Genomic DNA, 23,172 nt, shown 5'->3' on the forward strand with positions numbered 1-23,172 from the left:
TGTAAATATCTCCAATTATACCTATGTGAATGATTCATACGGCCAAAGTAACAATCATTGGCAAGTAAAAGGAACCGATGGCACAAGCACATCGCTGGCATTTCAAAACCGCGGTTTTGATCCATGTTTCCTTGCGGGCACAGAAATTTCAGTGAATGGAACAACGTGTAAGGTTGAAAATCTGGTTATTGGTGACCGGATCGATGTGCTTGTAAACGGTAAAACAGAGCAGAAAACGGTTTCATGGGTTGGTAAATCAACCTGCGTTGTAAAGCCTTTTCTTTCTGTAGATATGGCAGGATACCCGGTGCGCATTGTTAAGGACGCCATAGCAGACGGCGTGCCTTTTAAGGATATGCTGATTACCCCTGAACATTGCCTGTTTCTTAACGGCCGCTTTGTGCCTGCACGCATGCTTGTAAACGGTCAGTCCATCTTTTACGATCAATCTTTCACATCTTACGATTATTACCACGTTGAAACCGAAGATCATGCCGTTATCATCGCAGATGGTGTTTTGACGGAAAGCTATCTGGATACCGGAAACCGGCAGAGTTTCCGGCAGGATGGCGATGTGCTTTCCATAACCCGCAGCCGTCAGCTTACGTGGGATGATGCCGCAGCACCGCTTGATGTCTCCCGCGCTTTTGTTGAGCCAATATTTCAAAAGCTCAGTGCACGTGCGGCAGAAATGGGCTTGCCGCTGCACACACAAACACCAGTTCTAACAGCGGAAAGCGGTCTCTCTCTGTCATTGGGCAATGGTCGTGTTATCCATTCCCTGCGCACAGAAAAAAATTACGCCCTCTTTATGGTTCCCGCAGGTATTGAAACGGTTTACATCCGCTCCAACGCCAGCCGCCGGAATGAGGCAATAGGGCCATTTGTAGATGATCGCCGCCACCTTGGGGTTCTGGTTGGGGATGTCAGGATTTTCGAAGGGGCGACTTCGCGCACGATCACATCTTATCTGCATGATGAAAATCTGGACGGATGGAATAACGTAGAATTTTACCCCATGCGCTGGACGGATGGAAATGCCTGCCTCCCCCTCGGCCAGAGAGAGCCGGGAACAGGCGCACTTCTTGCCCTCCAGATTCTAGAAGCTGGCCCTTATGTTGTCAGGGCTGAAATGCCAGAAGAAACCGCTCTGCGGGCCTGATAACCTCACCCTGCTCCATATTTTGGGGCAGGGTTTTTTTTATAGATGATAACTCTGCGCCAATATGTGGTGTGTTTGCGCCGCGCGCACGCATTTTGTAAAAGCCGTGTTGTTGCGGCCAAGTTATCCTGCACACTGTATGGGCATGATGGGCGATAGCTTAAAGCTGCGGGCCATCCAGCAGTTGCCCTGCTTGCGTAATTTGCGCGTTTAAAACAGCAAAAAATATACACCTCAAACAACCGCAGGGCCGTGTAACGCCTAAGGTCTGCCGTGCATGCGCTCTGGTTGCATGCCTGCGCGCAGTATGGGAGGAGACAATTAAGGCGTTACCAAAAGGATACCCCATGCCCCAGCCCAGCGGATATGACCCCGAAGAAAGTGCATAGAGAAGCATGAAAATACAGGGTTACAACTTTTTTTGCGATATGCCGGAAGATACGCGCTACCTGCGCCGCGCCCAGCCGGATGAGCGGTTTATTGAAGAAAACATGATCTTCATTTTGCCAGATCGGTTGCGCAAGTTTCGGCGTAATTTGTGGCATGTGCGGCGCAACCCCGGCCCGGTGCATATTTATGTGCCATTGTTTAGAGTGGAAACCCTGCTGGAGAGTGACCCTCTGCCCCCAGAATACGGCCCCCCGCAGGATGTGTTTCCGTTTTACACCCACACCACCCGCAGGCGTGGCCGCGCGTTGGATTACTACGTGCTGTTTATCTTTAGGGATAAGGAATCCTACGTGCGGTGCAATGCTGCCTTGCCTGTGCCATAACGGCAGAGGGGCAGCTTAAATGAAACAACAGGAGTTTTAGCATGTCCCTGCAGCGTTTTTTTAAAGTGTATTTTGCGCGGGCGGGGCTTTTTGCCACGTGCGGCGTTATGGCGGCGCTGCTATGTAGCCCAGCACAGGCGGCCAGCAAATCTCCTTCAGAAGATACAACATTACTGGATACGCTGCATGATAAAGGCCCCGTTGGCCCAACGCAGGCGGGTATAAGCCAAATAGACCGTAAAAGCGGGGTTATCCAGCATTGGGGCTGGCAGTGCAATTTTAACAGCGCCACCAGCAAGCCGTTTTTATGCGGCGTGCAGCAGAATTTTCAGATAAACGATACCCAGCACCACGTCACCAGCATTATTGGCAGCATGCAAATTGCGCGTGCCGTGCCACCCAACAGCACTGCGCGGCTGTCTGATGCGCCATACAAAATTATTGTGCGGGTGCCGCTTGGCCTTTCGCTTAGCAAACATTCCTTTTTGGCGGTGGATAACGCGCCGCCCGTGCCGCTGGAATGGCAATATTGCGATACTAAGGGCTGCCTGGCGCTGGCCACCTTTACGCTGGAACTGATGGACGCCTTGCGCCGTGGCAAAGTGGGCCATCTGATGTTGTCTAAGCGTGATGCAGGTGTGCTGACCATAAACTTCCCGCTAGAGGGGTTGGCTCCGGCGTTGGATACAGCAGATGGCTGGGCCGGTAGGGATGGTGGGGTGTCTCCTTAACGCCACAGTTGCAAGTGCAATACGTTCTCATGTGCAAATTTTAGAGAGCGGCCACTCCCTATTCTCTCTGCGCGGCAAGGGGCCAGAACAGGCCCTTTGCAAGCCGTGCGGCGGCCATGCCAAGGCCAATTTTTAGTCCCTGTTCAGCACTGTGCTACGGGTGGCATGTGTTGCCAAACGGCTTGATTATTAAAAGATAGTTTATAAAACATCGGGCCGTATTTTCCGGTCTGATACAGCCCGGCCTGCGCCCGTTTTATGGGGCATGGCCTGTGCATGTCCTGCACCAAAAACATCCCGCAAAACGCTATATAACGGCAGAAAACCGCAAAAATCTGAGCCTCATTTAATTATTGCAAATGATTCGCAATGTTGTTAACTGCCCAGCCAATACACCAGCAAGAACCACGGGGTAAAATGGGTATGCACCACAACAGGATTATTTTTTGTGCGCTTCCCCTTACATTTTTCATAAGCGGTAAGGTTCTTGCAGCAACCCAGACACCCACATCCGGGCAGTCTCAGCGGGTTGGGGCAACGGCAGCAAAACACGGCAAGGCCGCCAACAAGGGGCCTGCATCCGCCGTGCATGTTGAAGGGGTGGAAGTGCGCGCGCGCAGGGCGTCCACCATTGCGTCTTCCGCCACCAAATCCAACACACCGCTTATTGAAACAGCGCAGTCTGTTACAGTCATTACGCGGGATGAAATGGATGTGCGCGGCGTGCTCAGCCTTAATCAGGCCATCCGTTATGCGGCGGGCATTACGTCTGATTTGCGTGGCGGTGGCGTAGGCACGCGGTATGATCAGTTCATGCTGCGCGGCTTTACCGTGCCCACCTTTTTAGATGGGCTGAAGGTGCAGGCTAGCCCCACCGGGTACGCCACACCGCAAACAGATACATCCCGCCTTGATAGGGTGGAAGTGCTAAAAGGCCCAGCCTCTGCCCTGTATGGGCAATCCAGCCCCGGTGGGCTTGTAGCGCTTTCCAGCAAACTGCCGATAGACAAACAGTTTTACGGAGATATCACCACCACCGGCGGCAGTTTTGATCTGTACCGGGTGGATGCAGATGTTGGCGGTTACGCCACCAAGGATGGTTCCGTGCAGTATCGGCTGTATGGCACGGTTAATGGCCAGCACAGCCAGCTTGCACGCACGGGCAGCCGCCGTTTTTCCATAAGCCCGGCCTTTACCTTTGGCGCACACGGCCCCACCACGCTTACCCTGCTGGGCAATTATCAGTATGATCCCGAAAACGGCACTTATGGCGGCGTGCCGCTTGTGGGCTCTCTCAAACGTGCATCATACGGTTACCTGCCGCGCAACTTTTATGATGGTGACGTGCCTTTTGAAAAATTCAACCGCAGGCAGGGCGGCATTACCTATATTCTAAACCACAAGTTTAATGATGATTGGAGCTTTAGCACCCGCGGCCGGTATGATGATATTAAAACCATCTACCGCAGCGTGTATGATAGCGGCTATTACGATACAGACCCCACAATGCTTGCCCGTTCTGCCTTTGGCACCAACGAGCACACGCATAATCTGGCGTTTGATAGCCAGTTTAAGGGCCACGTGCGCACCGGGCCAGTGACGCATGATATGATGTTCGGGTTTGATTACATGCAGCAAAGCGCCACAGAGGTAGGCTATTATGCCGCAGCGCCCTCTCTGGATGTGCTGCACCCCAATTACCACATGACCATGCCAGACATGGGCAGTCCGTATATGAACTACCGCACGGATTCACACCAGATTGGCATGTATGCGCAGGATGAACTGCGCTGGAAAAACCTGATTGTAACAGGAAGTTTGCGGAATGACTGGTACCGTTCCCACCAGATGAACTATATCAGCCATACCGGCACCAGTGAAAGTCCACGCCAGATTACGTGGCGTGCTTCTGGCCTGTATCACTTTGATTTCGGGCTTGCGCCATATATCAGCTATTCCACATCCTTTCAGCCGCAGTCTGGCATTGTGTCTAACAATGGGGGGCAGAGCTTCCGGCAGGCAGATCCTTCCTTGGGCAAGCAGCTTGAAGGTGGGGTGAAGTATCAGTTCCCCGGTACATCCGTGCTGCTAACAGCCGCTGGCTTCCATATCGAGCAAACCAACGTGCTGGTATCTGTGGGGAATCTGGGCTACAATACGCAAAGTGGCAAGGTGCATTCAGATGGTTTTGAATTTGAAGCCCACGCCGAACCCTACAAAAACCTGATGATTACTGCCGCAGTGAGCGTGCAGAAAATTAAGGATGATTCCACCGGCAAGCCGCTTATGCAGTCTGGCAAAGGCAATGCCTCTTTGTTTGCCTATTACACCATGCCCAAAGGTGTGATGAAGGGTTTTGGCTTTGGCGGCGGCCTACGTTATTCCGCCCCACGTTATGGGGGCGAAGCCTCTTACGGCAGCGTGCATGTGCCGCAATATACGGTGTTTGATGGCTCCATTGGGTATGATCTGTCTAACCTTTCTCCCTCTCTGCGTGGGTGGAGTGTGGCGGCCAGCGTGCGCAACCTGTTTGATAAAAAGTATCTCGGCAACTGCATGGCCTATGCCTCTTACGGGCAGGAATGGTGCTATTATGGAGAGCGCCGGAACGCCCAAGGCAGCATTGGCTTTAAGTGGTAAGCCATCTGTTTTGTAAAACAGGCTAAACGGCCAGCAATATTAAAAATACCCCGCCCACCATAAAACAGTGGGCGGGGTTTTTTTTTACCGTGCGCGCGGGGCCTTGCCCGGTTGCGCTGCTTTTACCGGAGGCAGCGCCGAGGCAGCGGGAAACACCATTTGCGCCAAGCGGTTTTCATCCGTCGGTAGGGGTGTGTGCCCCGGTTCCACACCGTTTTCGCGCAGTAGAAACGCCAGAACATCTATGTTGTCCTGCGGGGGCAGGGTGCCCGGCGCCATAAGCGGCATGGCGTGGGTGATGTAGGCGTACAGCTTGTTGAGCGATGTATTGGCCCAGCGCGCCACAAACAGCCCGCGCAAAGGCGGCATATCATGCGCGCCCTCCAGCGCTGCACCGTGGCACATGGCGCAGGTGCCTGCGTAAATCTGCGCCCCGTGGTCTGCCTGTTCTGCCGTAAAACTTGGCGCGGCAAGGGCAGGGGGTGCTGCCGGTGCATGGCGTGGGGCGGCCTGTGCAACATGGGCTGTGGCCACAAGCCCGGTTGCGGCCAACAGGGCGGCGCAAAATCCTTTAGCCGTTTGGCCCTGTTTTGCAAAAATGCGGTGCTGTGCCATGCCGTTATCCTCTGCGGGGCCGAAAGCGGGAGAACAGATCTTCAAACACAGCCACGGCCTGTTCGGCCTCTGCGCGGTTGGGCTGTTCCATACTGTTGCCCACGCCTTCCAGCTCTCCCAACCCGGAAAGGTTGACACCCTGCACCATCAGCCCATCGGATTTGGAAAGCATGGCCGCGCCCTTGTAGCGCACGCCATAATTGGCGGCGGGTTGTGGCGGCAGCCATGCCGTTTGCCCGCGTACGGGAATAAGAGATTTATCGCCCCACAAATCTCGCGCTGCATAGCCGGTGCAGTTAAACACCACACGTTCTGGCAGATCTGCCACCTCGGATGGGCTGTGGAACTCGCGTATCTCAATACGCCCACCTGCCTGATAAAAATCAGACAACAAAGCGTGGCCAAACGCACCAAAATTGTAAATCATAATGGGCTTGCGCCGCGCATACGCAACGGGGAAGGGGTTGTCCGCCCCGGCCAGAAGCTCTGCTGCGGGAATAATATCCTTTATTCTCTCAGCATATTTGGCAAATTCGGCCTCGCTCTGCGGCACGCCGGTAGAGGCATAGGAGCCTTTGCTGATATCGGGCGTGGGCTCGGTATGGTCGGCCTCATCCGGTGGGGTGTCGGATAGGATGTAATTGTCTCTAAAATCCACCGGGTTGCCGGGCAGGCCCAGATATTCCCGATACGTTTGCCAAGAATACCGCGCCATGCGCTCCCACGTGGCGGCAAAATCTGGCGTGGCGGCGGTTATCAGCGCAATGCGTGAATCCGGCGTCCAACTGCCATTGGCCCGCACAGAGCGCGTATGGGGCAGCATATCCCGCGCATAAATGGTAACATCCATGCCCGCGCGCTGGGCGGTTATGGCGGTGGTAAGGCCAATAATGCCGCAGCCAATTACGGCCACGCGTTTTTCCATAAGGGGGGCGGCGCGTTCCACCGCCATAGCGGCAGACCCCCATGAAAGAGACCACCCGCTGCCGCCATGCCCGTAATTGTGCACCACAATTTTATCTGCCACCGGCTCTATTTCCAGCCGTGGGCCAGCGGGGCGGAAGGGGCGCAGGCACACCTTAATGTCCATTATCTGGTCTGCATGCACGCGGGCGGGCGTTAGGGCGGGTACGGTGCCGGGCGGCGCGGTGCGGCCCATAGCCTGTGCGGCCTCTGGCACGCTGGCCCAGCTTTTGCGCCCGGCGGCTAATGCACCGGCAGCCAGAGAAGCGGCAAAAAGGTTTCTGCGTTTCAAAAGGGGCGTCCTTTATACGGTTTCTGTTTTGTCGCGCAGCATGGCGAGGGGGCAACATAGCAGGGCGGGGGTGTTTCCAAAACCCACATATCAGCCAGCGCGGGTGCGCTCGGCCGCCAGCTCGGTCAGGGTTTGGGGGTCATCATGCGCAATGTCATCGGCCAGCGCGCGCAGGGTGGGGGCGCAGTCCAGCACTGTTAGCGGGCCTTGGGTAAAGTAAAGCTGGGCCACAAGCGGGGTAATCTGCTGGGCGCAGTTTTGTAAAACTGTCACAATCTGGCGCACGGTGGCGGTATCCTGCGCAAGCTGGCGGGCCATATAGGCGCTGGTGCCGGGTAGGGGCGGCCATTCCTGCGTGTTGGGCAAAGGCCGCTTGCGGGGGGCTGCATGTGTTGGTGATGTTGGCATGGTGGCGGGGCTTTCCTGCAAGGTGGGTTTCTTGCAGGGTTAGGCAGGACTATGAGAGCAGGAAAGCGCGCCCCACCCGGCTGTACCCATTGTGCTGCGTAGCCCCCCCCAAAGGCTGCCACATGGGCGCAACAGGTCTGGCAGATCAGTTCTTTTTAGGGGCGGCGCTTTGCTTTAATTCCTGTATAACGGCATACCGCATCATGCTTTTTTCATAATTTTTGCGCAGAAGAAAAGCGCCAGCCGCAATGCTGCCAATAGCGGCCACAGTAAGATACATGGAAACAATAAGCGAGAATTGGGCAACAGAAACCTGATGCTGCAAAAATGCCGCTGGCAGCAACATGGTTAAATGGAAAAGAGGGGAGGCCATGCTTTTGAGCAGATAAAGGCACAACACGCCTTCCACCACAAAAGTGGCGTATAGAAAGCGGCGCAAATGCACGGGCATTTTTTGCCATTCTTCCGATGGAGTGTTCTGAAATTTCAAGAGAGACGTCATGCGCTGAAACATAGCTGATGCCTTTTGCTAGAGCGTGTTGCACTCATTTTTGCATATCATATGCCAATTAAGGCAATAGCATGGCCATGTTGCTGCAAAAGGGCCAATGCATTTTTGCACTGGCCCAAATTGTGCTTTAAAAACACCAAAATATGTAAGCAGTTTTTGGTAGATCAGGCAGTTTTGGCAGCACTGTGCTGCACAGCATCTGCCAGCAGGTAAGGCCCGGCGGCCCGCACTTTAAGGGACAGCATGCAAATGGCCCCTTGTGTTTGCTGCGTGGTCAGGGGCAGTTCGGCATTGCCGTTTGTCCATGCGCAATCTGTCCAATCTGTAGCGTACCAGCCTTTGGGCTTTTCGGGCTGCAAATGGGCCGTTACAGCCTGCTGTTTGGTGGCGGATAAAAGGGTAATTTCCGCCACAGCCACGCCAAGGTTGCGCCGATCATCTACAAAAGGCCCAATTACATCTGCCGGGCGGCTAGCGCGGGAAACCACGCGCACGCCCTGCGTGTTGGCGGGCAGGATAAAGTTGTAAGTGTTGTTCTTGCAGTTTGCTGGCCAGATGGTGGCGCCTGTGTTGGTGATAAGGTGCAAATCCGGGTTATGCACGGTTGCTGGCGCGGCTGCGGTGGCCCCCTGCGGGTAACGTGCGGTAATCTGGCGGAACACGGTTTCCACCTGCTCTCTTTCCACACAAAGCGGGGCGGCGGCATCTGCCTGCCAGCTTTTGGCGGCCCCACCAATCTGGATAACATTGCCTTTTGCGGTAAAGCTGCGGCGGTTGCCTGTATCCAGATAGCTTTCTGTCAGCATACCATCGGCCATAATAACCGCGTGGTTTGGGGTTTCAATGTGGTAGTAATTATAAGAGGTGATGGATTTATCGTAAAAGATGGAAACACCGTTTACCAGCATACGTGCGGGAATAAACGCGCCGTTAAAGAACAGGCAGTGTTCAGCCGTTATCAGCATATCCTTAAAGGGCACGCCATCGGCAATGGCATTTTTAACAATGCGCACGGGGTAGCCTGCCAGATCATCCGGCAAGGTGGGGTTAACCGTGCAATGTGCCATACCCGCCCAGCTAAGCGTGCCAGCAGAGGCCACGCCATCTGCATATGTCAGCACTTCATCCCCAACAAGCAGATCCTGCACAGCCACCGCGCCATTGGGGGTGGCAATCAGGCTGTCTGCCAGAAAGCAAACGGTAATGGCGCCGTTGTTATAGGGGGTGGCAATAACATCTAGGCTATCACTTGGCACAGTATTGTTGGGGAAACCGTCGGTAAGTTCAAAAACGTCACCCGCTATTGTAACGGTGCCCAGTTGCTGGCCGCTCTTGTTTACAAGAGTAATAATGGTTGTTTTTTTGTTATCTGTATTATAGCTGACACTACTATTGCTGATAGAAACATTATCTGCGGTGCCAAACGTAAGAACGTTGCTAATACCGCCCCCAAAATTTCCGGTAATTGTAAGAGCCAGCGGGTTGGAGGCAGAAAGGTTCTGCAAATCCAGATTGCCGCTTGTGCCGGTAAAATCAACGGTGCTGTTGAGTGCGTTGGATGTGGCATCAAATGTAACGGTCTGGTTACTGCCAACGGTGATTGTGGACGTTGCCATAACGAGGACTTTCTTAAAAATGATCAAGTTTGGAATTACTTAATATACAAAAGTTAGATTATGAACCGCAAATGCACAAGGTTAAAAAATATTTAAACCACGTTAAAGTGGTGGAACTTTTAAGCGTATTCTCTAACGCGGCTGTGCTGTGCCGTTTCTGGCCCTGTGGCAGAGAGTGTGTAACAGTGGCTTGTCTTTCTTATTATTAAGGACTGTAGCATGAGCTGGCATAATTGGGGCGTGTTTTGCGGCATAGTGTTCTTTTTGTGCGCAATTCCCGGCCCCAACATGCTGCATGTGCTGGCCAGCGTGGCGCGGGTGGGCATGGCGCGTGGGCTGGCCACCATGCTGGGGTGTTTAAGCGCGGTTGTGCTGGTGCTTGTGGCTTCTGCCGCCGGGTTGGGGGCAGCGCTTGCGGCCTCTCCTCATCTGTTTGGCGTGCTGCGTGTGTGCGGGGCGGTGTATCTGGTTTGGCTGGGCATACAGGCATGGCAAGAGGGCGGGCGCGTGCCACCTTCTGCGCCTGTTGCTGCGCCCAACACGCCCGCCGCGCAGGCAGAAAGCCCGCAACATGGCAGCGCATGGGGGCGCTGGCGCAAGGGGTTTTGGGTGGGGCTTAGCAACCCCAAGCTGTTGCTGTTTGCGGCGGCGTTTTTTCCGCAGTTTATTGCCCCCCATGCCCCGCAGCTTCCGCAATTTGTGGTGCTGATAACCACCTTTGCGCTGCTGGAAATGCTGTGGTACGGCGTGTATGCCGTGGGCGGTTACACACTGGCCCAACAGTTGCAGCGCCCCGCCATCCGCCGGGTGTTTAACCGTATAACAGGCTGCGTGTTTATGGGTTTTGGGGCCGTGCTTTTGCGTGGGCGCGCATAAGGCGGCAAAAGGGCAGCCATTCGCTGTGTATATTGTGCTTAACTGCCCAGTTGATTACGATACGCAATAACACACCATAAGCCCCGGCCTTTTGCGCGGCCCAGATAGGATACGCACCAGATGTCTCAGCCCAAAAAAGGATGGCCCAGAAACTGGCCTCTGGCCGTGCTGTGCTGTTGCGTTATTCTTACGCTTTCCATTGCTGCCTTTAGCATGGGCGTGGCTTTGGTGCTGGAAAACAGCGTGGCGGGGCCGCTGTGGTTGTTTATTTCCGCCATTACCTACTACATTGCCGATCAATCCATAGAATGGAAGAACAGGCCCGGCGGCGGAAACTAAAACCCCCGCACGTTAGGCAACATGCGGGGGCAAAGTGGTGTTAGCCGTTGGCGGCCACCGGCAGCGTAAATGCTGCGGGCGTGGCCAGATAAGGGCCAGCTTGCAGCACTTCCACCGTAAGCAGCGCGGGGCCGCGTGCCGTGGTGGCGCTTAATGGCAGAAGGGCGTTGCCATCTGTCCACCGCGTGGTGGGCTGGGGCATATCCTGCCAGCCATAGGCGCCATCTGCGTAGGCCAGATGGGCGGTTATTTCTGTGGCCGTGCCAGCAGAAAGCACCGTTACGCGGCCCAGCAGCACGCCCAGCATACGGCGCTTATCTACAAACGGGCCTTCTACATCACACGGGCGAGATGCGCGTGAAACAAGGCGCACCTCCTCCACCCCCGCAGGCAGCATAAAGGAGATATTGCGCCCCGTTGCCCGCAAAGGCCGAATAACCGTGCCCGCTGCCGTAACAAGGTGCAGCCCGTGGCTGTGGGTTATTTCTGGCTTGGCGCAAACAGCCATATGGCCCGCAACATCTGGCGCACGCGCGGCCAGCACACGCCATATGGGTTCCACCACATGGCGCGCCGTGCCCAGCGGTACCGCCGCGTGTTCTGCCCAGCTTTTGGCCTTGGCCCCAATGGTGACAACATTGCCATCGGATACAAAATTGCGGCGGTTGCCGGTATCCAGATAGCTTTCTGTCAGCATTCCGTTGGCCATGATAATGCTGTGTTCGGCTGTTTCTACATGGTAATAGGTGTAATCGGTTATGGAGCGATCAAAAAAGATGCTGCTGCCATTTACCAACATACGCGCGGGCACCAGCATGCCATTGGCAAAAATGCCGTGTTCCGCCGTAACCAGCAGATCCTGATACGGCACCCCCGGCGCAATGGCATCGGCCAGAATACGCACAGGGTAGCCTGCCATATCATCGGGCAGGGCGGGGTTTATGGTGGCCTGCGCCATGCCAGCCCATACCACCGGGCGCACATGGGTTACGCCGTTTACAAAAGTAAGAACCTCATCACCCCGGCGGATGTTTTCCACCGCCACCACACCGTTGGGCGTGGCAATCATGCTGCCTGCCAAAAAGCAGATCACGCCTTGCCCGCTATCAATGGTGACAGTCTGGGTTTTATCCCCCGTGGGCGCATCCGTGTAGGAACTGTCATACGTAACACTTTTAACCTGAATGGGCGTGCCGCTTGCGGTGGCGAGTGCAACATTATTGGCGGAAAGTGTGGCGGTGGTTACCTTTGTGCCATCCACGCCAAGCCTGTCACCGTTTTTCAGGTTTTCTATGTTCACCTTGTTGGCGCCGTATTGCAGGTTGGGCAGAACAAGCGTGTTGTTGCCAGTGCCAAATACAACGGTGGAGCCATCTGCCGGATAGGCAGAAGTGCTTAGCGTGGCGGTGGCGCCATCATTCAGCGTGAGTACGGTTGTGCTGGCAAGAGAGCTGGAATCCGTAAAGCTGGAGCCGGTAACATGAATGGGGCCAGATAAATCGGTGGAATTGCTGGCTGTGCTGACAACAGAACCACCCGTAATATTGAGTGTGCCTTTACCGCTGCCCTGATTGACATTCCCCAATACAATATTGGATTTATCAATATTAAGCGTGCCCCCCTGTAGCAAGGAAAGGTTAAGGGCTGGGTTGGTCCAGTTCTGTGTTACGCCTTCAAACGTGGCTGTGCCGCCGTTATCTATTTGCAGGCCACCATTGATATTCAACGTGCGGGAAATGGTGGCCTGGCCGCCATTTTCTACGACCAGCTTGCTGAATGTCAGTTGGGAATCACTGCTTGGCATAACCAGCGTGCCTTGCACGTCCAGCGTAAGATACCCCAGAGAACTTACAGTAGATGGAATGGTAACCGTAACGCCAGCCGGAATGGTAAAGGTGTCGGTGGTTTGGTTATTTGGCGCATGCGTGGCGGGTTCGCCGTCGTATTGCCAGTTGCTGGCATCGGTCCACACCCCACCAGAAGCAGGGCCAGCCCACGTGTAGTTTGAACCAGAAGTCCAATCGGGTGTTGTCATAGATTTGTATAGTCCTGCATGAATACAGTAAAGAAACCCACTTAGTACACTTTAGTACTTGGTGTTTTTGTTTTCTTTAAGGCATTGTTAGCGCTCTTTTAACGCTCTTGATAAGGCGTATTTACCCAGCCGCAAACAGGACCGCAAGGGTCTTGTTAAAGAAAAAGTGAACTTTTAACGGGCTTTTAAGGATTTTGTTGTAAAAAAGTCACACCGCTTATACGCAGTGCGCATACCATACAACGCGGCCCAATATCTGCACCCGGCTGGCGGGCAGTGTGCAGGCAGAAAACCGCTTGTTCTCGCAGCTTATCTGCACCAAGGGGCGGCCTTGGGGGTCAAACGTGCGTTCTGCCCAGCGGCACACCACGTTTTCCCCATCAAACAGCACAAAAAGCCCCGGTTCGGCCATGGTGGTGCGCCGTGTATCCATCAGCACCGTATCACCATCGCGCAGCAGGGGTTCCATGGCTTGGCCCTCTACGCTTAAGGCGCGCAAGTTTTCTGCGCGGGCGTTCAGGCGTTGGGTTATCAGGCTTTCTTCAAAATATTTGGGGCTGCCCAGCATCTGTGCTTCATCATACCGGCCAGAGGCCGTGCCGCGCTGCGCCAAAAACGGCACCACAACATAGCCCGGCGGCGCGGGGGCTGGCGGCGGGGCAGAAAGGGGGGGGGGCGCCATACGCGTTGCAGATGCAGAAGAATGGTGCAACCGCCCGCGCGTGGGGGCTGTGGCAGGTGTAAACGGTGGGGGCAAATACGGGGTGCGGCGTTCACGCAGCATCAGCCCCGGCTGGGTGTGATCCACCCCCGGAAAAAGCAGATCCCGCGCGGTGCAGCCCAACACTGCGGCAATGCATTCCAGCTTTTCCCCACCCGGATTACGAGATTTCCCCTTAAGAATATCGCGCACATAGGTATCGCCCACCCCCGCCTTGCGGGCCAGTGCCTTTTGGGAAAGCCCAAGCAGGGCCATCCGGCGTTCCAGTTCATCTGCCACAGGTGATCTTGTCATTGCCTGCGCACTATTCCATGCCGGGGGCGCGGGCGCAAAAGGGGATATATCACAATTTTTGGGTTGACGCTGCGGGAGTGGTCACCATAGCGTCCGGGGCAGGCCATGTTTTGGTGGTGTAAATGGCCAGCCACCCCGCAACCACGGATACCCCATTATGCCTGCTTCCGGTTCCAATGTGTTTGGGATTTTACCAAATAGTATTTCAAATCATAATGTTTTGCAGTTTCCTAACTTACTGTGCGCACCCAAAAAGGGTGGGGTTATGCCCCCCAATGCGCCCGTGCTGCACCCGGCTGCACAAAAGGGGGGCACCCCGGCCCTTAAGGGAAAAAAAGACCACGGGAAAAACGTTTCCAAGGCGTTAAGATGGTGTGACACATCACAACACCGTGCCGAATCCACACCGGCGCTGGTGCTGCCCGCACAAGGCGGGGTAAACGCACAGGCCTGCCAGCAGGCGCAGCGGCCCGGCACATCTGCGCAGGTGGTGGCCAACATGGTGGGGCTACGGCGCAAGGGCTATTCCTTCCGGCGGATCGGGCGGGAGGTCGGCCGCTGCATGGAGGGCGTGCGGCAAGTGCTGATGCGGTATGAAGATGCCCTAACAGCCCAAGCCCCCGCCCATGCGCCCCAACCCAAAGGCTATGCCGAATTGGTGCGAGACCCCGAGCCCCTGCCCGCAGGCCACCCCATTGCCATGCGCGGGTTATGGAAAGGGCTGGAACGCTGGCAGCCCACGCAGGCGCACGCCACCCCCACCACATGGCAGCAGGATGAGGCCGCATTGGCCCAAGCTCTGTTGTGGAACGGAGGCGCCGCCTAATGCCACGTTCCGCTGCTTCATCCCCCGCCACACCTGCTGCCACGCCCGCCAGCACGCGGCGCAGATGGTCCAAGTTTTGGTGGCAGGATCATGAGCGAGATCCGGCTTTGCGTTTGTGCTCCTTGGCGGCGCAAGGGCTGTGGATGCGCCTGTTGTGCCTGATGCACGAGGCCGAGCCCTACGGGCATTTATGCGTTAACGGCAAACCCCTGCACCCGCGCCAGATTGCCCAGATGGTGGGCGTAAGCCCCCAGCAGGTGCGGCGCTATATGGCAGAGCTGCAAGATGCGGGCGTGTATGCCACCACGGCGGAGGGCGTGCCGTATTCTCGCCGTTTGGTGAGAGACCGCGCCGCATCCGATGCCGGGGCCGCATGGGGCCGCACAGGTGGCAACCCGCAGCTTAAGGCCGAGCCTCCATTATCGGGGGCAGAGCAGGGGATAACGCCTGCGCCCCGTGCTGCGGTTATGCTCCAAGAAGCAGAGGCAGAAGCAGAGGCAGAAGCAGAACATCCCCTCACAAAGTTCGGGCCGGACACGGATGCGCGCACGCATCTGTTCAAATCTGGTCTGGATTTTTTGAAAAAAGCCACCGGCAGGCCGGATCGATCCGCCCGTGCCATTCTGGGCCGCTGGCTCAAACTTGCGGGGGATGATGCCGCCGTGGTGCTGAACGTGCTGGCCGAATGCGCCACGTTCAACCCCGCCGAACCCGTGGCGTGGATAGATGCCACCCTGCGCACCCAGTTGCAGATGCGCCCCGCCCCAGAACCCACCAGCCCGCACGCGCGCCGCATGGCCGCGTGGGATGGCGTGCCGGATATGGAGGGCGTGTAAAACATGCCGCAGCTTTACAAGGCGCAGGTAGCGGGCGCGGCATTTGCACGGGGCGCGCCCACACAAAACCCTGCAACGCAACAGGCGCAAGCTCCGCGTAATACGGCAACACGCCCCCTACAGGGCAACGCATCTTGCGGCCCGATCTTGCGTGCAGAAAATGCCAAGGGCGTGCCACAGCCAAAGGGCGCAGGTGCAATAACGCCCACTCCCCTTGCTGGTGGTTACACCCCCGCGCCGCCCGATGTGCAGGCGCTGTTTGCCGCAAGGCGAGAGGGTGTGGCGTTAACTGCGCAAGATATGCCGCCGGATGTTGTGGCGCATGTGCAGGCGTGCTGGCAGCGTGTGCAGGTGGCCATGCAGCCCGTAAGCCAACCTGTTGTGGCGGCGTGGCTGAAAAAGCTGGGGCAGCTTGTTTCCAACCCACCGGGCGCGGCGGATGCGGCGGCACAGTGCCGCGCCATTTATGAAGTGTGCGCAGATATTCCCGCCGGGGCGTGGTGCCCGCAGGCGCGTTTGGCATGGGCGCGGCAACCGGCCCGCAATGGTTACCCGGTGGGGGCGCGTTGGCCTGCTCCGGCAGAATTGCGCGCTGTGCTGCTGCCTTTTGCAAACACCATCTGGCGCGATGCCCACGGCTGCAAGGCCCTGCTGGGGCGGCCCACACGCACGCCATAACCCAATAATGCTTTGTAAATACCGCAAAAATACGGAACACACATGAAAAATCAGGCCACAGCCTTACCCAACACATCTGCCCCCGCTGGCCTTGTGGCGCAGGCTGCCCTTAACAGGCCGCGCCGCACGGTGCAGGGGCTGTTGCAGGCCGGGGATATTACGCAAGAAGCCGCCGATGCCGCAGAGCGGTGGTGCCGCAACTATGTGTTTGGCTATTTTGATTATCTGGAACACACAGGCCCCGCCCCGCAAGGGCAAACTGTGCGGCATGATGCCGTATCCTGGCAGATGGTGCGTGCACAGGCTATGGGGCGTATTACGGCGGTGCGCGATGCGCTGGGCCTGTGTGCGCACCAGCGTTTACGCATGATGTTGGTGGATGATCTTTCCTTCCGCGCTATGGGGGAGGCGTTGTTTCCCGCAATTTCCAGCAGTTCTGCGCAGCGCAAGATAGCGGCGCAATGTGCTTTGGTGCTGGAGCAGCTTGCCGCGCTGGAGGTAACGCTGCGCCGTGCAGAGCAGGCCAAAAAAGCCAGCAGACGCAAAAAGGCTGATGTAGAAAAGAAAGTTGTGCAGCCGTAACGTGCAGAAATGCACCCATGCAAAAAGGAGCCGATGCCCACGCACCGGCCCCTTTTTTGCAAAGCGTATGCAGTGCTGTGCGGTTTTTTACGCCAGCGCGGTTTTGGCCTGTGCGTTATGCGCGGCCACAGTGTAAGCGCCTGTTGCCAAAACCTGCACATGCAACTGGCAAAGCCCCTGCAAGCTGGCAGGCAGAGGCAGCTTGGCGTGGCCGTTTGTCCAACGTGCCTGCCCGGATACTTCTACCGCGTGCCAGCCTTCCAGCGTATCGGTTGTAAGATGCGCCGTTACAGGCTGGCGCGTGCCAGCAGATGTGATGCTGATATGCCCAACAGCCACACCCAACATGCGCCGATCATCTACAAACGGGCCTTCTGCATCGCACGGGCGGAATGTGCGTGAGACCAGAGAGACGCTTTGTGCCCCCTGTGCGGAAAGCATAAAGGTGTACATGCCGTTTTCATGCCGCAGCGGGTGCACCGTATGGCCTTGTGCAGTGACCAGATGCAGGTTGGGCTGTGCAGATTTTTCTGTGCTTTGTGCCGCGGTGTTTGCATAAAGCGTGCTGCCACGTTCTGCCAGAGTGCGAAACAGCGGTTCTACAAATGTGCGGCTGGTTTCCAGCTTTGCGGCCGCATCCTGCGCCCAGCTTTTTACGGCGCCGCCAATGCGCGCCACGGGGCCTGCCTGCGTAAAGCTGCTGCGGTTGCCTGTATCCAGATAGCTTTCTGTAAGCATACCGTTGGCCATGATAATGGCGTGGCCTTCGGTTTCGATATGGTAGTAATCGTAACTGGCAAAGCTTGTGTCATACGCAATGGATGTGCCGTTTACCAGCATGCGCGCAGGCACAAACTGGCCTTGCAGATACAGGCAATGTTCTGGCGTAATCAGCAGATCTGCTTCGGGCACACCAGCGGCAATGGCGTTGGCGCGCACGCGCACGGGGTAGCCTGCCAGATCATCCGCCGCAGCGGGGTTGGTGCGGGCCTGCGCCTTGCCTGCCCATGTAATGCGGCGCGCAACGGGCTGGCCATCTGCTGTAAATGCAAGAACTTCCTGCCCCACAACAAGGTTTTCTACCGCAACATCACCGTTGGGGGTGCGGATCATGCTGCCGGGCAAAAAGCAAACCAGAACGCCCGTTGTATCGGTGCTGTTTTGTGCCGTGGCGCTAAGGTAAAGGTTGCCCCCGCTGGTGGCCTGGTAAAGCGTTTTGGTGGCGGGGGTGTAATCTCCATTCACAACAACGGTAATGCCGGTGTTGGTGGTAATGGTTGTGTTGGTGCCATTATATGTGGCGTTTGTAACGTAACCAGCACCGGGAACTTCGATAGTGGCCCCTGCGTTGCTGAAACCATCAATGTTGGTGAATGTTAGAATTTCTACGCCACTTGCGGGTGTAACCACCAGCGTGCCGCCACCACTGCCAAATGCAATATCCGCACCGCTAAGCGCAGAAATTTCGGATTGCTGCACAACGCCCAGATTAAGGGTGCCGCCGTTTTCGATATTGTATGTTGTGCCGGTAAGCGCGGTAATAACATTGGCACCGGTAAGGGAAATGGTGCCGCCATCTGCTGTAAAGGTGGAACCCGTAAGCAGGCCCAGCACGGTAGAGCCAACATTAATGGTAACGTTTGCGCCATCTTCTGCCGTAACGCTGTAGGGGTTAATGGCGCCAATAATTGTAGGCGCAAAACTAAGCGTAGCTGTAACATTGCTGCCTTCAAATGTAGCGTCCGCTCCGCCGAGAGATGCAACACCCAAAACCCACAGCGCAGGAAAGAGTGTGTAACTGCCGCTTTTGGTGACAGTGTTGCCATAACCATAAAGACTGGACATCGGCATGTTCCTAAATGATGTACTGGAAATAAAGAATATTTCTGATTCTTGCATGTATAATATAGGTAAACGCAGATGAGGCGTTACGGATATTTATTTTCATAAATAAGAAACTTTTAGAAAAAGTGTTTAAATACTAACAACATTCATAAAATTAAAATTAATACATAATTCAAAATGAACTGTTTTTGGTACGGATTGTTTCTATATGGCGGAAGCGGTGATATAAGCCGCCGCGAGAAGTTTGGAAGTTTTTTGAAAAAATGGGAGATTTTATAAAATTTTATCCCAAAAACTTATCTGCACGCGGAGCAAGGTTATGATGATAGGATATGTAAGTGCAGATTGCCCTTTTGTAAGCCGGGATGAGCAAAAAAAGGTTCTGGAAGACGCGGGATGCCGTGTTATATTCACGGGCTCTTTTTCAAAAACCGGATCATGTTTTTTGCAGTTTGTGGCGCGGCAAAAGGCAGGCATGCGTATTGCCGTGGTGCAGATGGATTGCATTGTAAGTGGCTGGCGGCATTTGCGTGATATTATCATGCAAGTTCAGCACAAGCACTGCACGCTGGTTTCTGTAAAAGAACCGTGGATTAATACATCTGCCGGGCGTGGTGCGCTTATGCTGGAAATGCTGTGCGGGCTGGAAGAACTTGAAAAACGCTTTATACACCAACGCATGTCTTCTGGTCGGCATAAGGCTATATCTGCCGGGTGCCGCATGGGCCGCCCCAGTAAATTAACACAACAGCAGCTAGAGGCCGTGGCGCAGGCACGCGCTAAAGGCCATACCCTGCGTGAGATTGCCCAGGAATATGATGTGAGTATCAGCATGATTTCGAGGTTATTAAAAAAGTTGCCTCGTAAATCATAAATAATGTGTTCAGGATGATAATCCCTGCCCGTTTTACAGGGCTATTATCCTGAACACATGGTTTGCAAAACCCCTTGTATTACTTGTGGGTTTTGCGAGGCCCATGAAAATCGTGCTTCATATACGGGATGCTATCCAGAATCTGGATAGACAAAAGCCCCATTTTGTTGCGGCTGCGCTCTGCTGTCATGGGCAGGTGGGCGTGGCCATCTGTCCAGCGGCCGGGCTCACCATCATGTTCGTGCCAGCCAGAAAGGTCTTTTTCTATATGTGAAGAAATCTTGCGGGGCTTTCTGTTTTCCTGAAGGGTAATTTCCCCCACACGTATGCCAAGCCGCCGTTTGTCCTGCACGTAAGGTGCAATAACATCTACCGGCCTGCTGGCACGGGTGGAAAGATGCACTTCATGCACGTTGGGCGGCAGCATGAACATGGCCAGATTGTTTTGTTCACGCATTTTGCGGATAAGCTTGCCGGTATCCGTAATCAGGCTGAGGTCATGCTCATGCGTTATTTCGGGCGGGGCAAACAGATCGTGCTTTAGGCCGCGGCTTTGCGCCCGCGCCAACAGGCGGTGGTAAAGTGCGCCCACAACATTGCGCTCTGTTACCACGGGGGCATCTGTGCGGGTGTGCCAGTGTGTATTGTTGGGGCACGGCGGCAGGGCGCTGGCTACCAGCAGGCCTTCTGCCACAATAATGGCGGGGCCATCTGTTTCTAGCGGATAGGCTGTGTAGCGCTCAAAGGTGTGATCGTAAAAAATAGAAAGCCGGTTTACCAACAGTGCTGCGGGCACAAACTTGTTTTCAAAAAACAGGCATTGGTCTGGTGTAAGCAGCACATCCTGCATGGGCAGGCCATCTGCAATGGCATCTTGCAGCACGCGTATGGGGTATCCGGCCTCATCTTCTGGCAGGCCGGGCAGCACGCAAATATATTGCGGCATAACCTTGGTAACCGGGGCTGGGGTTTCTGCCATTTCCGGATCATACGTTACCAGCATATGGCCGGGGGTTAGGCTTTGAACAGGCAGCGGTCCGGTTTGCGTATGAATGTTGGTATTATGAAGAACGCCCGGCACAGAGATATCTGGATGGCGTGCGAAAGCGCCATCGGGAAGGACCTGACCGGATTTGTCGTGAATGTCATGCACAACCGCATGGCGGGGAAGCGCTGTCATTTCTTCCTTCTGACTTACACCACGGAAAAGGGCTTCCGTATCTGTGCTTCTACATAAAATGTTCCTTGATCCTTGCAGAACAAGAAGCATCCAGAATTTTTTCAAAGTCTGAGGAATAAGGCACGACTGCCTAATGTGTGTAGCAACTGCGTCCATCAGGCCTTGTTTACGCCATACTGTAACCAGCTATAAAAAATTTGCCAAGATATAAAAGCAAATAAACCGGGCGGAGGCTTAGTTTATCATTTTACTATGTTGTGTATATGTAAATTTAACGTAAATAAAAATACAAATAATTGAAATAAAATTAAAAGGTAATATTTTTATTTATTGAAATTTATACGGATTTTGTTTGGTTTGCCCATGAAAAATGCCCTTACGCGCAAGATACGCAGAAGCTAAAAATTGGAAAACTAGAAATTATAACAGCAATATAAGAATTTTTTTCCAACACAGGGGAAGGTGTAAATGTTTATCTAACGTGATTATCAATCTGTTGTATGCGTTACGCACATTATATGCAAATTAAGTATATCTGAAATGCAATATGGGTATGGTCTGCCAGAACCTTTCCCCCGCGCTGTGGCAGGGGAAAGGCCGGGCGTGCAAAATGTTAGTAGATATCGAAATCGTTATTGCCGGTGGAGGAAAAAGCCATGCGGCGTTCTGTAAGATCCAAAATCCACGATGACATGTCTGAGCGGGAGCGCGGCGGAAAGGGCAGCCGCTTGAAGATGGAGCGCATGGAGTAAAACTTTTTATACATCCACTGAATGCGGGCTTCCATTTCTCTGGGGGAGCAATTTTTGGGCCAGATCTGGCAGATTTGGCCGGGCCAGCGGTCAATTTCTGGCGCGTTGATAATACGGCCCGCCTTTTCCATACGGTTAAACAGCGCCGTGCCCTTGGTGGGCGTAAGGATGTTGAAATACGCCGCAGGCACCTTGTGTTCTTCTAGAAAGGAGATGGTGGCGCGGTAGATATCGTGGTCTTCATCATCAAAACCAAAGATGAAGTTGAGCGAGTAGCTGATATCGCGCTGGCGCAGGTTTTCGAACATTTCATGGTAGCGGCTGGCTTTGTTCCAGCCTTTGCGCATGCCGTCCAGAATATCCTTATCAATACTTTCAATACCGATATTTACGTGCATCACGCCGGATTTGCGCGCCAGATCCAGAAACTCTTTATCCAGGCACAAATTGGAAGACCACAGGGTAGACCAGCGGATACCCAGCGGCACCAGCCCTTCCATCAGTTCCATGGCGCGGCTTTTTTTGCCGCCAAAGTTGCTTTCACCAAAAAAGAAGTGGCTGCCACGGTTCTTGATCAGCTTCAGCTCGTTCACCATTTCGTCCACCGGGCGCCAGCGGTAGCGGCCACCAAGGTAGAACCGTTCGGAGCAGAAATCGCACACAAACGGGCACCCGCGGGAGGATTGCACGGCAAAGGTGCGGAAGGGGCCAAACTTTTTAAGGTCCAGCCGGTCATACCTTGGGGCGGGCAGGCCGTTCAGTTCCTTAAGGGGGGTGGCGCGGTAAATGCTTTTCAGCCGGTTGGCGGCGGCATCATCCAGCATTTCTTTCCAGATGGGTTCGGCCTCACCCACGCCCACGGCATCTACGTGCTCTGCGGCTTCTTCGGCGTTAAAATACACATGGGGGCCGCCCATAATAACCTTTACGCCGCGTTTACGAAATTCCTTGGCAATATCGTAAGCGCGGTAGGAATGGAGCGTCCAGGCCGTAAGGGCCACAACATCCACCGGCGCATCAAAATCTATATCTTCAAGCTGTTCATCCAGCAGCGTTACCTTCCATTCTGGCGGGGTTAGGGCGGCCAGATACGGCAGGGCAAGCGGCACCATCTGCCTGCGCTTGGTTTTGAACAGCGTTCGGTCTGTAGGGGCTTTATAATGCGTGGGCTGAATGATCAGAAGGCGTAGGTCATTTGCTGGCATGTGGGTATCAGGATCTGCTGTATTAAAAGAAAAAATGGGCAGATAGCGCCCCTTTGTTACGGAATATACATAAGCAGGGGTGGGGGGCTGTCCACCTCCGCTCAAGCATGGCGGATGTGTGCGCACCGTAACCAAACGCAGCCCCCAAGCTGGCCTGCGGGGTGGCGATATGGTGCTGCGTGCGCTGTAATAACAGGAATGCACGCAGGGCATGGATTTGGCATATCCATGCGTTTCCTGCAATGCGGCGCGGGCGGGCTTTTGGCATGGCTCCTATGCCTGCATGTTGGGGGCGGCGCGCCAAGGCCGTGCCGAGGTATGGGGTGGCCATAGGGGCAAAGCCAAGGGTGCTGTAAAACCTGCGTGTAGGGGGTGTTGCAGTTTATATAAGGGGCAATGGGTGGCATGGGCTGGCGGC

Annotated in this window: 22 protein-coding genes; 11 read left to right on the forward strand and 11 right to left on the reverse strand. The window is 54.9% G+C overall.

The window, feature by feature from the left end:
• Window positions 1-7 precede the first annotated feature (7 nt).
• The 4 genes from FKW31_RS12460 (at window position 8) to FKW31_RS12475 (ending at window position 5,306) form a co-directional block, all read left to right on the forward strand.
• Window positions 8-1,162 (forward strand): Hint domain-containing protein, encoded by a 1,155-nt coding sequence (locus tag FKW31_RS12460; RefSeq protein WP_255448264.1) that lies wholly within the window; start codon window positions 8-10, stop codon window positions 1,160-1,162.
• A 395-nt stretch (window positions 1,163-1,557) separates the two neighbouring features.
• The gene (locus FKW31_RS12465; RefSeq protein ID WP_006117042.1) at window positions 1,558-1,935 is read left to right on the forward strand and encodes a hypothetical protein; all 378 of its coding nucleotides are present in this window, start codon (window positions 1,558-1,560) and stop codon (window positions 1,933-1,935) included.
• A gap of 41 nt (window positions 1,936-1,976) precedes the next feature.
• Window positions 1,977-2,666, forward strand: a complete 690-nt coding sequence (locus FKW31_RS12470) for an invasion associated locus B family protein (protein WP_150178691.1) — start codon at window positions 1,977-1,979, stop codon at window positions 2,664-2,666.
• 423 nt (window positions 2,667-3,089) lie between these two features.
• Complete coding sequence (locus FKW31_RS12475) at window positions 3,090-5,306, forward strand: TonB-dependent siderophore receptor (RefSeq protein WP_035351090.1); 2,217 nt, start codon at window positions 3,090-3,092, stop codon at window positions 5,304-5,306.
• Between the two features lie 84 nt (window positions 5,307-5,390).
• On the opposite strand, the gene FKW31_RS12480 is transcribed toward FKW31_RS12475, so the two are convergent.
• The 5 genes from FKW31_RS12480 to FKW31_RS12500 all read right to left on the reverse strand — a co-directional run bounded on the left by FKW31_RS12480 (window position 5,391) and on the right by FKW31_RS12500 (window position 9,711).
• Window positions 5,391-5,921: a c-type cytochrome gene (locus tag FKW31_RS12480; protein ID WP_035351092.1), complete on the reverse strand. Its 531-nt coding sequence runs from the start codon at window positions 5,919-5,921 to the stop codon at window positions 5,391-5,393.
• A gap of 4 nt (window positions 5,922-5,925) precedes the next feature.
• On the reverse strand, window positions 5,926-7,176 hold the full coding sequence (locus FKW31_RS12485) for an FAD-dependent oxidoreductase (protein WP_006117047.1): 1,251 nt from the start codon (window positions 7,174-7,176) through the stop codon (window positions 5,926-5,928).
• A gap of 90 nt (window positions 7,177-7,266) precedes the next feature.
• Window positions 7,267-7,584 (reverse strand): hypothetical protein, encoded by a 318-nt coding sequence (locus tag FKW31_RS12490; RefSeq protein WP_089179881.1) that lies wholly within the window; start codon window positions 7,582-7,584, stop codon window positions 7,267-7,269.
• Window positions 7,585-7,729: 145 nt separating this feature from the next.
• Complete coding sequence (locus tag FKW31_RS12495; protein ID WP_238332828.1) at window positions 7,730-8,074, reverse strand: hypothetical protein; 345 nt, start codon at window positions 8,072-8,074, stop codon at window positions 7,730-7,732.
• Between the two features lie 185 nt (window positions 8,075-8,259).
• Window positions 8,260-9,711: a Hint domain-containing protein gene (locus tag FKW31_RS12500; protein WP_150178693.1), complete on the reverse strand. Its 1,452-nt coding sequence runs from the start codon at window positions 9,709-9,711 to the stop codon at window positions 8,260-8,262.
• A 219-nt stretch (window positions 9,712-9,930) separates the two neighbouring features.
• On the opposite strand from FKW31_RS12500, the gene FKW31_RS12505 reads away from it, so the two are divergent.
• Both FKW31_RS12505 and FKW31_RS12510 read left to right on the forward strand, forming a co-directional pair.
• Window positions 9,931-10,587 (forward strand): LysE family translocator, encoded by a 657-nt coding sequence (locus FKW31_RS12505; RefSeq protein ID WP_150178694.1) that lies wholly within the window; start codon window positions 9,931-9,933, stop codon window positions 10,585-10,587.
• Window positions 10,588-10,707: 120 nt separating this feature from the next.
• The gene (locus FKW31_RS12510) at window positions 10,708-10,926 is read left to right on the forward strand and encodes a hypothetical protein (protein ID WP_063353627.1); all 219 of its coding nucleotides are present in this window, start codon (window positions 10,708-10,710) and stop codon (window positions 10,924-10,926) included.
• 40 nt (window positions 10,927-10,966) lie between these two features.
• On the opposite strand, the gene FKW31_RS12515 is transcribed toward FKW31_RS12510, so the two are convergent.
• On the reverse strand, window positions 10,967-12,961 hold the full coding sequence (locus tag FKW31_RS12515) for a Hint domain-containing protein (RefSeq protein WP_150178695.1): 1,995 nt from the start codon (window positions 12,959-12,961) through the stop codon (window positions 10,967-10,969).
• 217 nt (window positions 12,962-13,178) lie between these two features.
• Window positions 13,179-13,976 (reverse strand): LexA family transcriptional regulator, encoded by a 798-nt coding sequence (locus FKW31_RS12520; protein ID WP_089178647.1) that lies wholly within the window; start codon window positions 13,974-13,976, stop codon window positions 13,179-13,181.
• Window positions 13,977-14,133: 157 nt separating this feature from the next.
• On the opposite strand from FKW31_RS12520, the gene FKW31_RS12525 reads away from it, so the two are divergent.
• From FKW31_RS12525 to FKW31_RS12540, 4 genes are read left to right on the forward strand one after another with little or no spacing between them, the layout of a single operon-like run.
• Complete coding sequence (locus tag FKW31_RS12525; RefSeq protein ID WP_006117057.1) at window positions 14,134-14,802, forward strand: hypothetical protein; 669 nt, start codon at window positions 14,134-14,136, stop codon at window positions 14,800-14,802.
• On the forward strand, window positions 14,802-15,638 hold the full coding sequence (locus FKW31_RS12530) for a winged helix-turn-helix domain-containing protein (protein WP_150178696.1): 837 nt from the start codon (window positions 14,802-14,804) through the stop codon (window positions 15,636-15,638). Before FKW31_RS12525 ends, FKW31_RS12530 begins: the two co-directional genes overlap by 1 nt.
• 3 nt (window positions 15,639-15,641) lie before the next feature.
• Window positions 15,642-16,316: a hypothetical protein gene (locus FKW31_RS12535; RefSeq protein ID WP_238332829.1), complete on the forward strand. Its 675-nt coding sequence runs from the start codon at window positions 15,642-15,644 to the stop codon at window positions 16,314-16,316.
• Window positions 16,317-16,358: 42 nt separating this feature from the next.
• Complete coding sequence (locus FKW31_RS12540) at window positions 16,359-16,898, forward strand: hypothetical protein (RefSeq protein WP_006117060.1); 540 nt, start codon at window positions 16,359-16,361, stop codon at window positions 16,896-16,898.
• An 87-nt stretch (window positions 16,899-16,985) separates the two neighbouring features.
• Here the strand turns inward: FKW31_RS12540 and FKW31_RS12545 are convergent, their stop codons facing one another.
• Window positions 16,986-18,749 carry a Hint domain-containing protein gene (locus tag FKW31_RS12545; RefSeq protein WP_150178697.1) on the reverse strand — a complete coding sequence of 588 codons (1,764 nt, stop codon included), beginning with the start codon at window positions 18,747-18,749 and terminating at the stop codon, window positions 16,986-16,988.
• Window positions 18,750-19,062: 313 nt separating this feature from the next.
• On the opposite strand from FKW31_RS12545, the gene FKW31_RS12550 reads away from it, so the two are divergent.
• A complete protein-coding gene (locus FKW31_RS12550) occupies window positions 19,063-19,617 on the forward strand; it encodes a recombinase family protein (protein WP_035354216.1) in 555 nt (184 codons plus the stop codon).
• A 79-nt stretch (window positions 19,618-19,696) separates the two neighbouring features.
• Here the strand turns inward: FKW31_RS12550 and FKW31_RS12555 are convergent, their stop codons facing one another.
• The 3 genes from FKW31_RS12555 to FKW31_RS12565 all read right to left on the reverse strand — a co-directional run bounded on the left by FKW31_RS12555 (window position 19,697) and on the right by FKW31_RS12565 (window position 23,085).
• Window positions 19,697-20,797, reverse strand: coding sequence for a Hint domain-containing protein (locus FKW31_RS12555; protein WP_238332830.1), 1,101 nt, complete (start codon window positions 20,795-20,797; stop codon window positions 19,697-19,699).
• A 613-nt stretch (window positions 20,798-21,410) separates the two neighbouring features.
• Window positions 21,411-22,754: a B12-binding domain-containing radical SAM protein gene (locus tag FKW31_RS12560; RefSeq protein WP_089179882.1), complete on the reverse strand. Its 1,344-nt coding sequence runs from the start codon at window positions 22,752-22,754 to the stop codon at window positions 21,411-21,413.
• Between the two features lie 22 nt (window positions 22,755-22,776).
• Entirely contained in the window at window positions 22,777-23,085 is a 309-nt protein-coding gene (locus tag FKW31_RS12565) for a hypothetical protein (protein ID WP_150178699.1), read from the reverse strand.
• Window positions 23,086-23,172 lie beyond the last annotated feature (87 nt).

The organism is Acetobacter sp. DmW_136 (assembly GCF_008690365.1).
GTDB classification, from domain to species: domain Bacteria; phylum Pseudomonadota; class Alphaproteobacteria; order Acetobacterales; family Acetobacteraceae; genus Acetobacter; species Acetobacter oryzifermentans.

Bases quoted from the DNA above. Each gene is read 5' to 3' on its own strand.
- FKW31_RS12540 (WP_006117060.1), top strand. From the start codon at position 16,359: ATGAAAAATCAGGCCACAGCCTTACCCAACACATCTGCCCCCGCTGGC.
- FKW31_RS12505 (WP_150178694.1), top strand. From the start codon at position 9,931: ATGAGCTGGCATAATTGGGGCGTGTTTTGCGGCATAGTGTTCTTTTTG.
- FKW31_RS12520 (WP_089178647.1), bottom strand. From the start codon at position 13,976: ATGACAAGATCACCTGTGGCAGATGAACTGGAACGCCGGATGGCCCTG.
- FKW31_RS12560 (WP_089179882.1), bottom strand. From the start codon at position 22,754: ATGCCAGCAAATGACCTACGCCTTCTGATCATTCAGCCCACGCATTAT.
- FKW31_RS12555 (WP_238332830.1), bottom strand. From the start codon at position 20,797: ATGACAGCGCTTCCCCGCCATGCGGTTGTGCATGACATTCACGACAAA.
- FKW31_RS12465 (WP_006117042.1), top strand. From the start codon at position 1,558: ATGAAAATACAGGGTTACAACTTTTTTTGCGATATGCCGGAAGATACG.
- FKW31_RS12530 (WP_150178696.1), top strand. From the start codon at position 14,802: ATGCCACGTTCCGCTGCTTCATCCCCCGCCACACCTGCTGCCACGCCC.
- FKW31_RS12550 (WP_035354216.1), top strand. From the start codon at position 19,063: ATGATGATAGGATATGTAAGTGCAGATTGCCCTTTTGTAAGCCGGGAT.
- FKW31_RS12480 (WP_035351092.1), bottom strand. From the start codon at position 5,921: ATGGCACAGCACCGCATTTTTGCAAAACAGGGCCAAACGGCTAAAGGA.
- FKW31_RS12475 (WP_035351090.1), top strand. From the start codon at position 3,090: ATGCACCACAACAGGATTATTTTTTGTGCGCTTCCCCTTACATTTTTC.
- FKW31_RS12545 (WP_150178697.1), bottom strand. From the start codon at position 18,749: ATGCCGATGTCCAGTCTTTATGGTTATGGCAACACTGTCACCAAAAGC.
- FKW31_RS12515 (WP_150178695.1), bottom strand. From the start codon at position 12,961: ATGACAACACCCGATTGGACTTCTGGTTCAAACTACACGTGGGCTGGC.
- FKW31_RS12535 (WP_238332829.1), top strand. From the start codon at position 15,642: ATGCCGCAGCTTTACAAGGCGCAGGTAGCGGGCGCGGCATTTGCACGG.
- FKW31_RS12525 (WP_006117057.1), top strand. From the start codon at position 14,134: ATGCCTGCTTCCGGTTCCAATGTGTTTGGGATTTTACCAAATAGTATT.
- FKW31_RS12565 (WP_150178699.1), bottom strand. From the start codon at position 23,085: ATGGCCACCCCATACCTCGGCACGGCCTTGGCGCGCCGCCCCCAACAT.
- FKW31_RS12500 (WP_150178693.1), bottom strand. From the start codon at position 9,711: ATGGCAACGTCCACAATCACCGTTGGCAGTAACCAGACCGTTACATTT.
- FKW31_RS12470 (WP_150178691.1), top strand. From the start codon at position 1,977: ATGTCCCTGCAGCGTTTTTTTAAAGTGTATTTTGCGCGGGCGGGGCTT.
- FKW31_RS12510 (WP_063353627.1), top strand. From the start codon at position 10,708: ATGTCTCAGCCCAAAAAAGGATGGCCCAGAAACTGGCCTCTGGCCGTG.
- FKW31_RS12490 (WP_089179881.1), bottom strand. From the start codon at position 7,584: ATGCCAACATCACCAACACATGCAGCCCCCCGCAAGCGGCCTTTGCCC.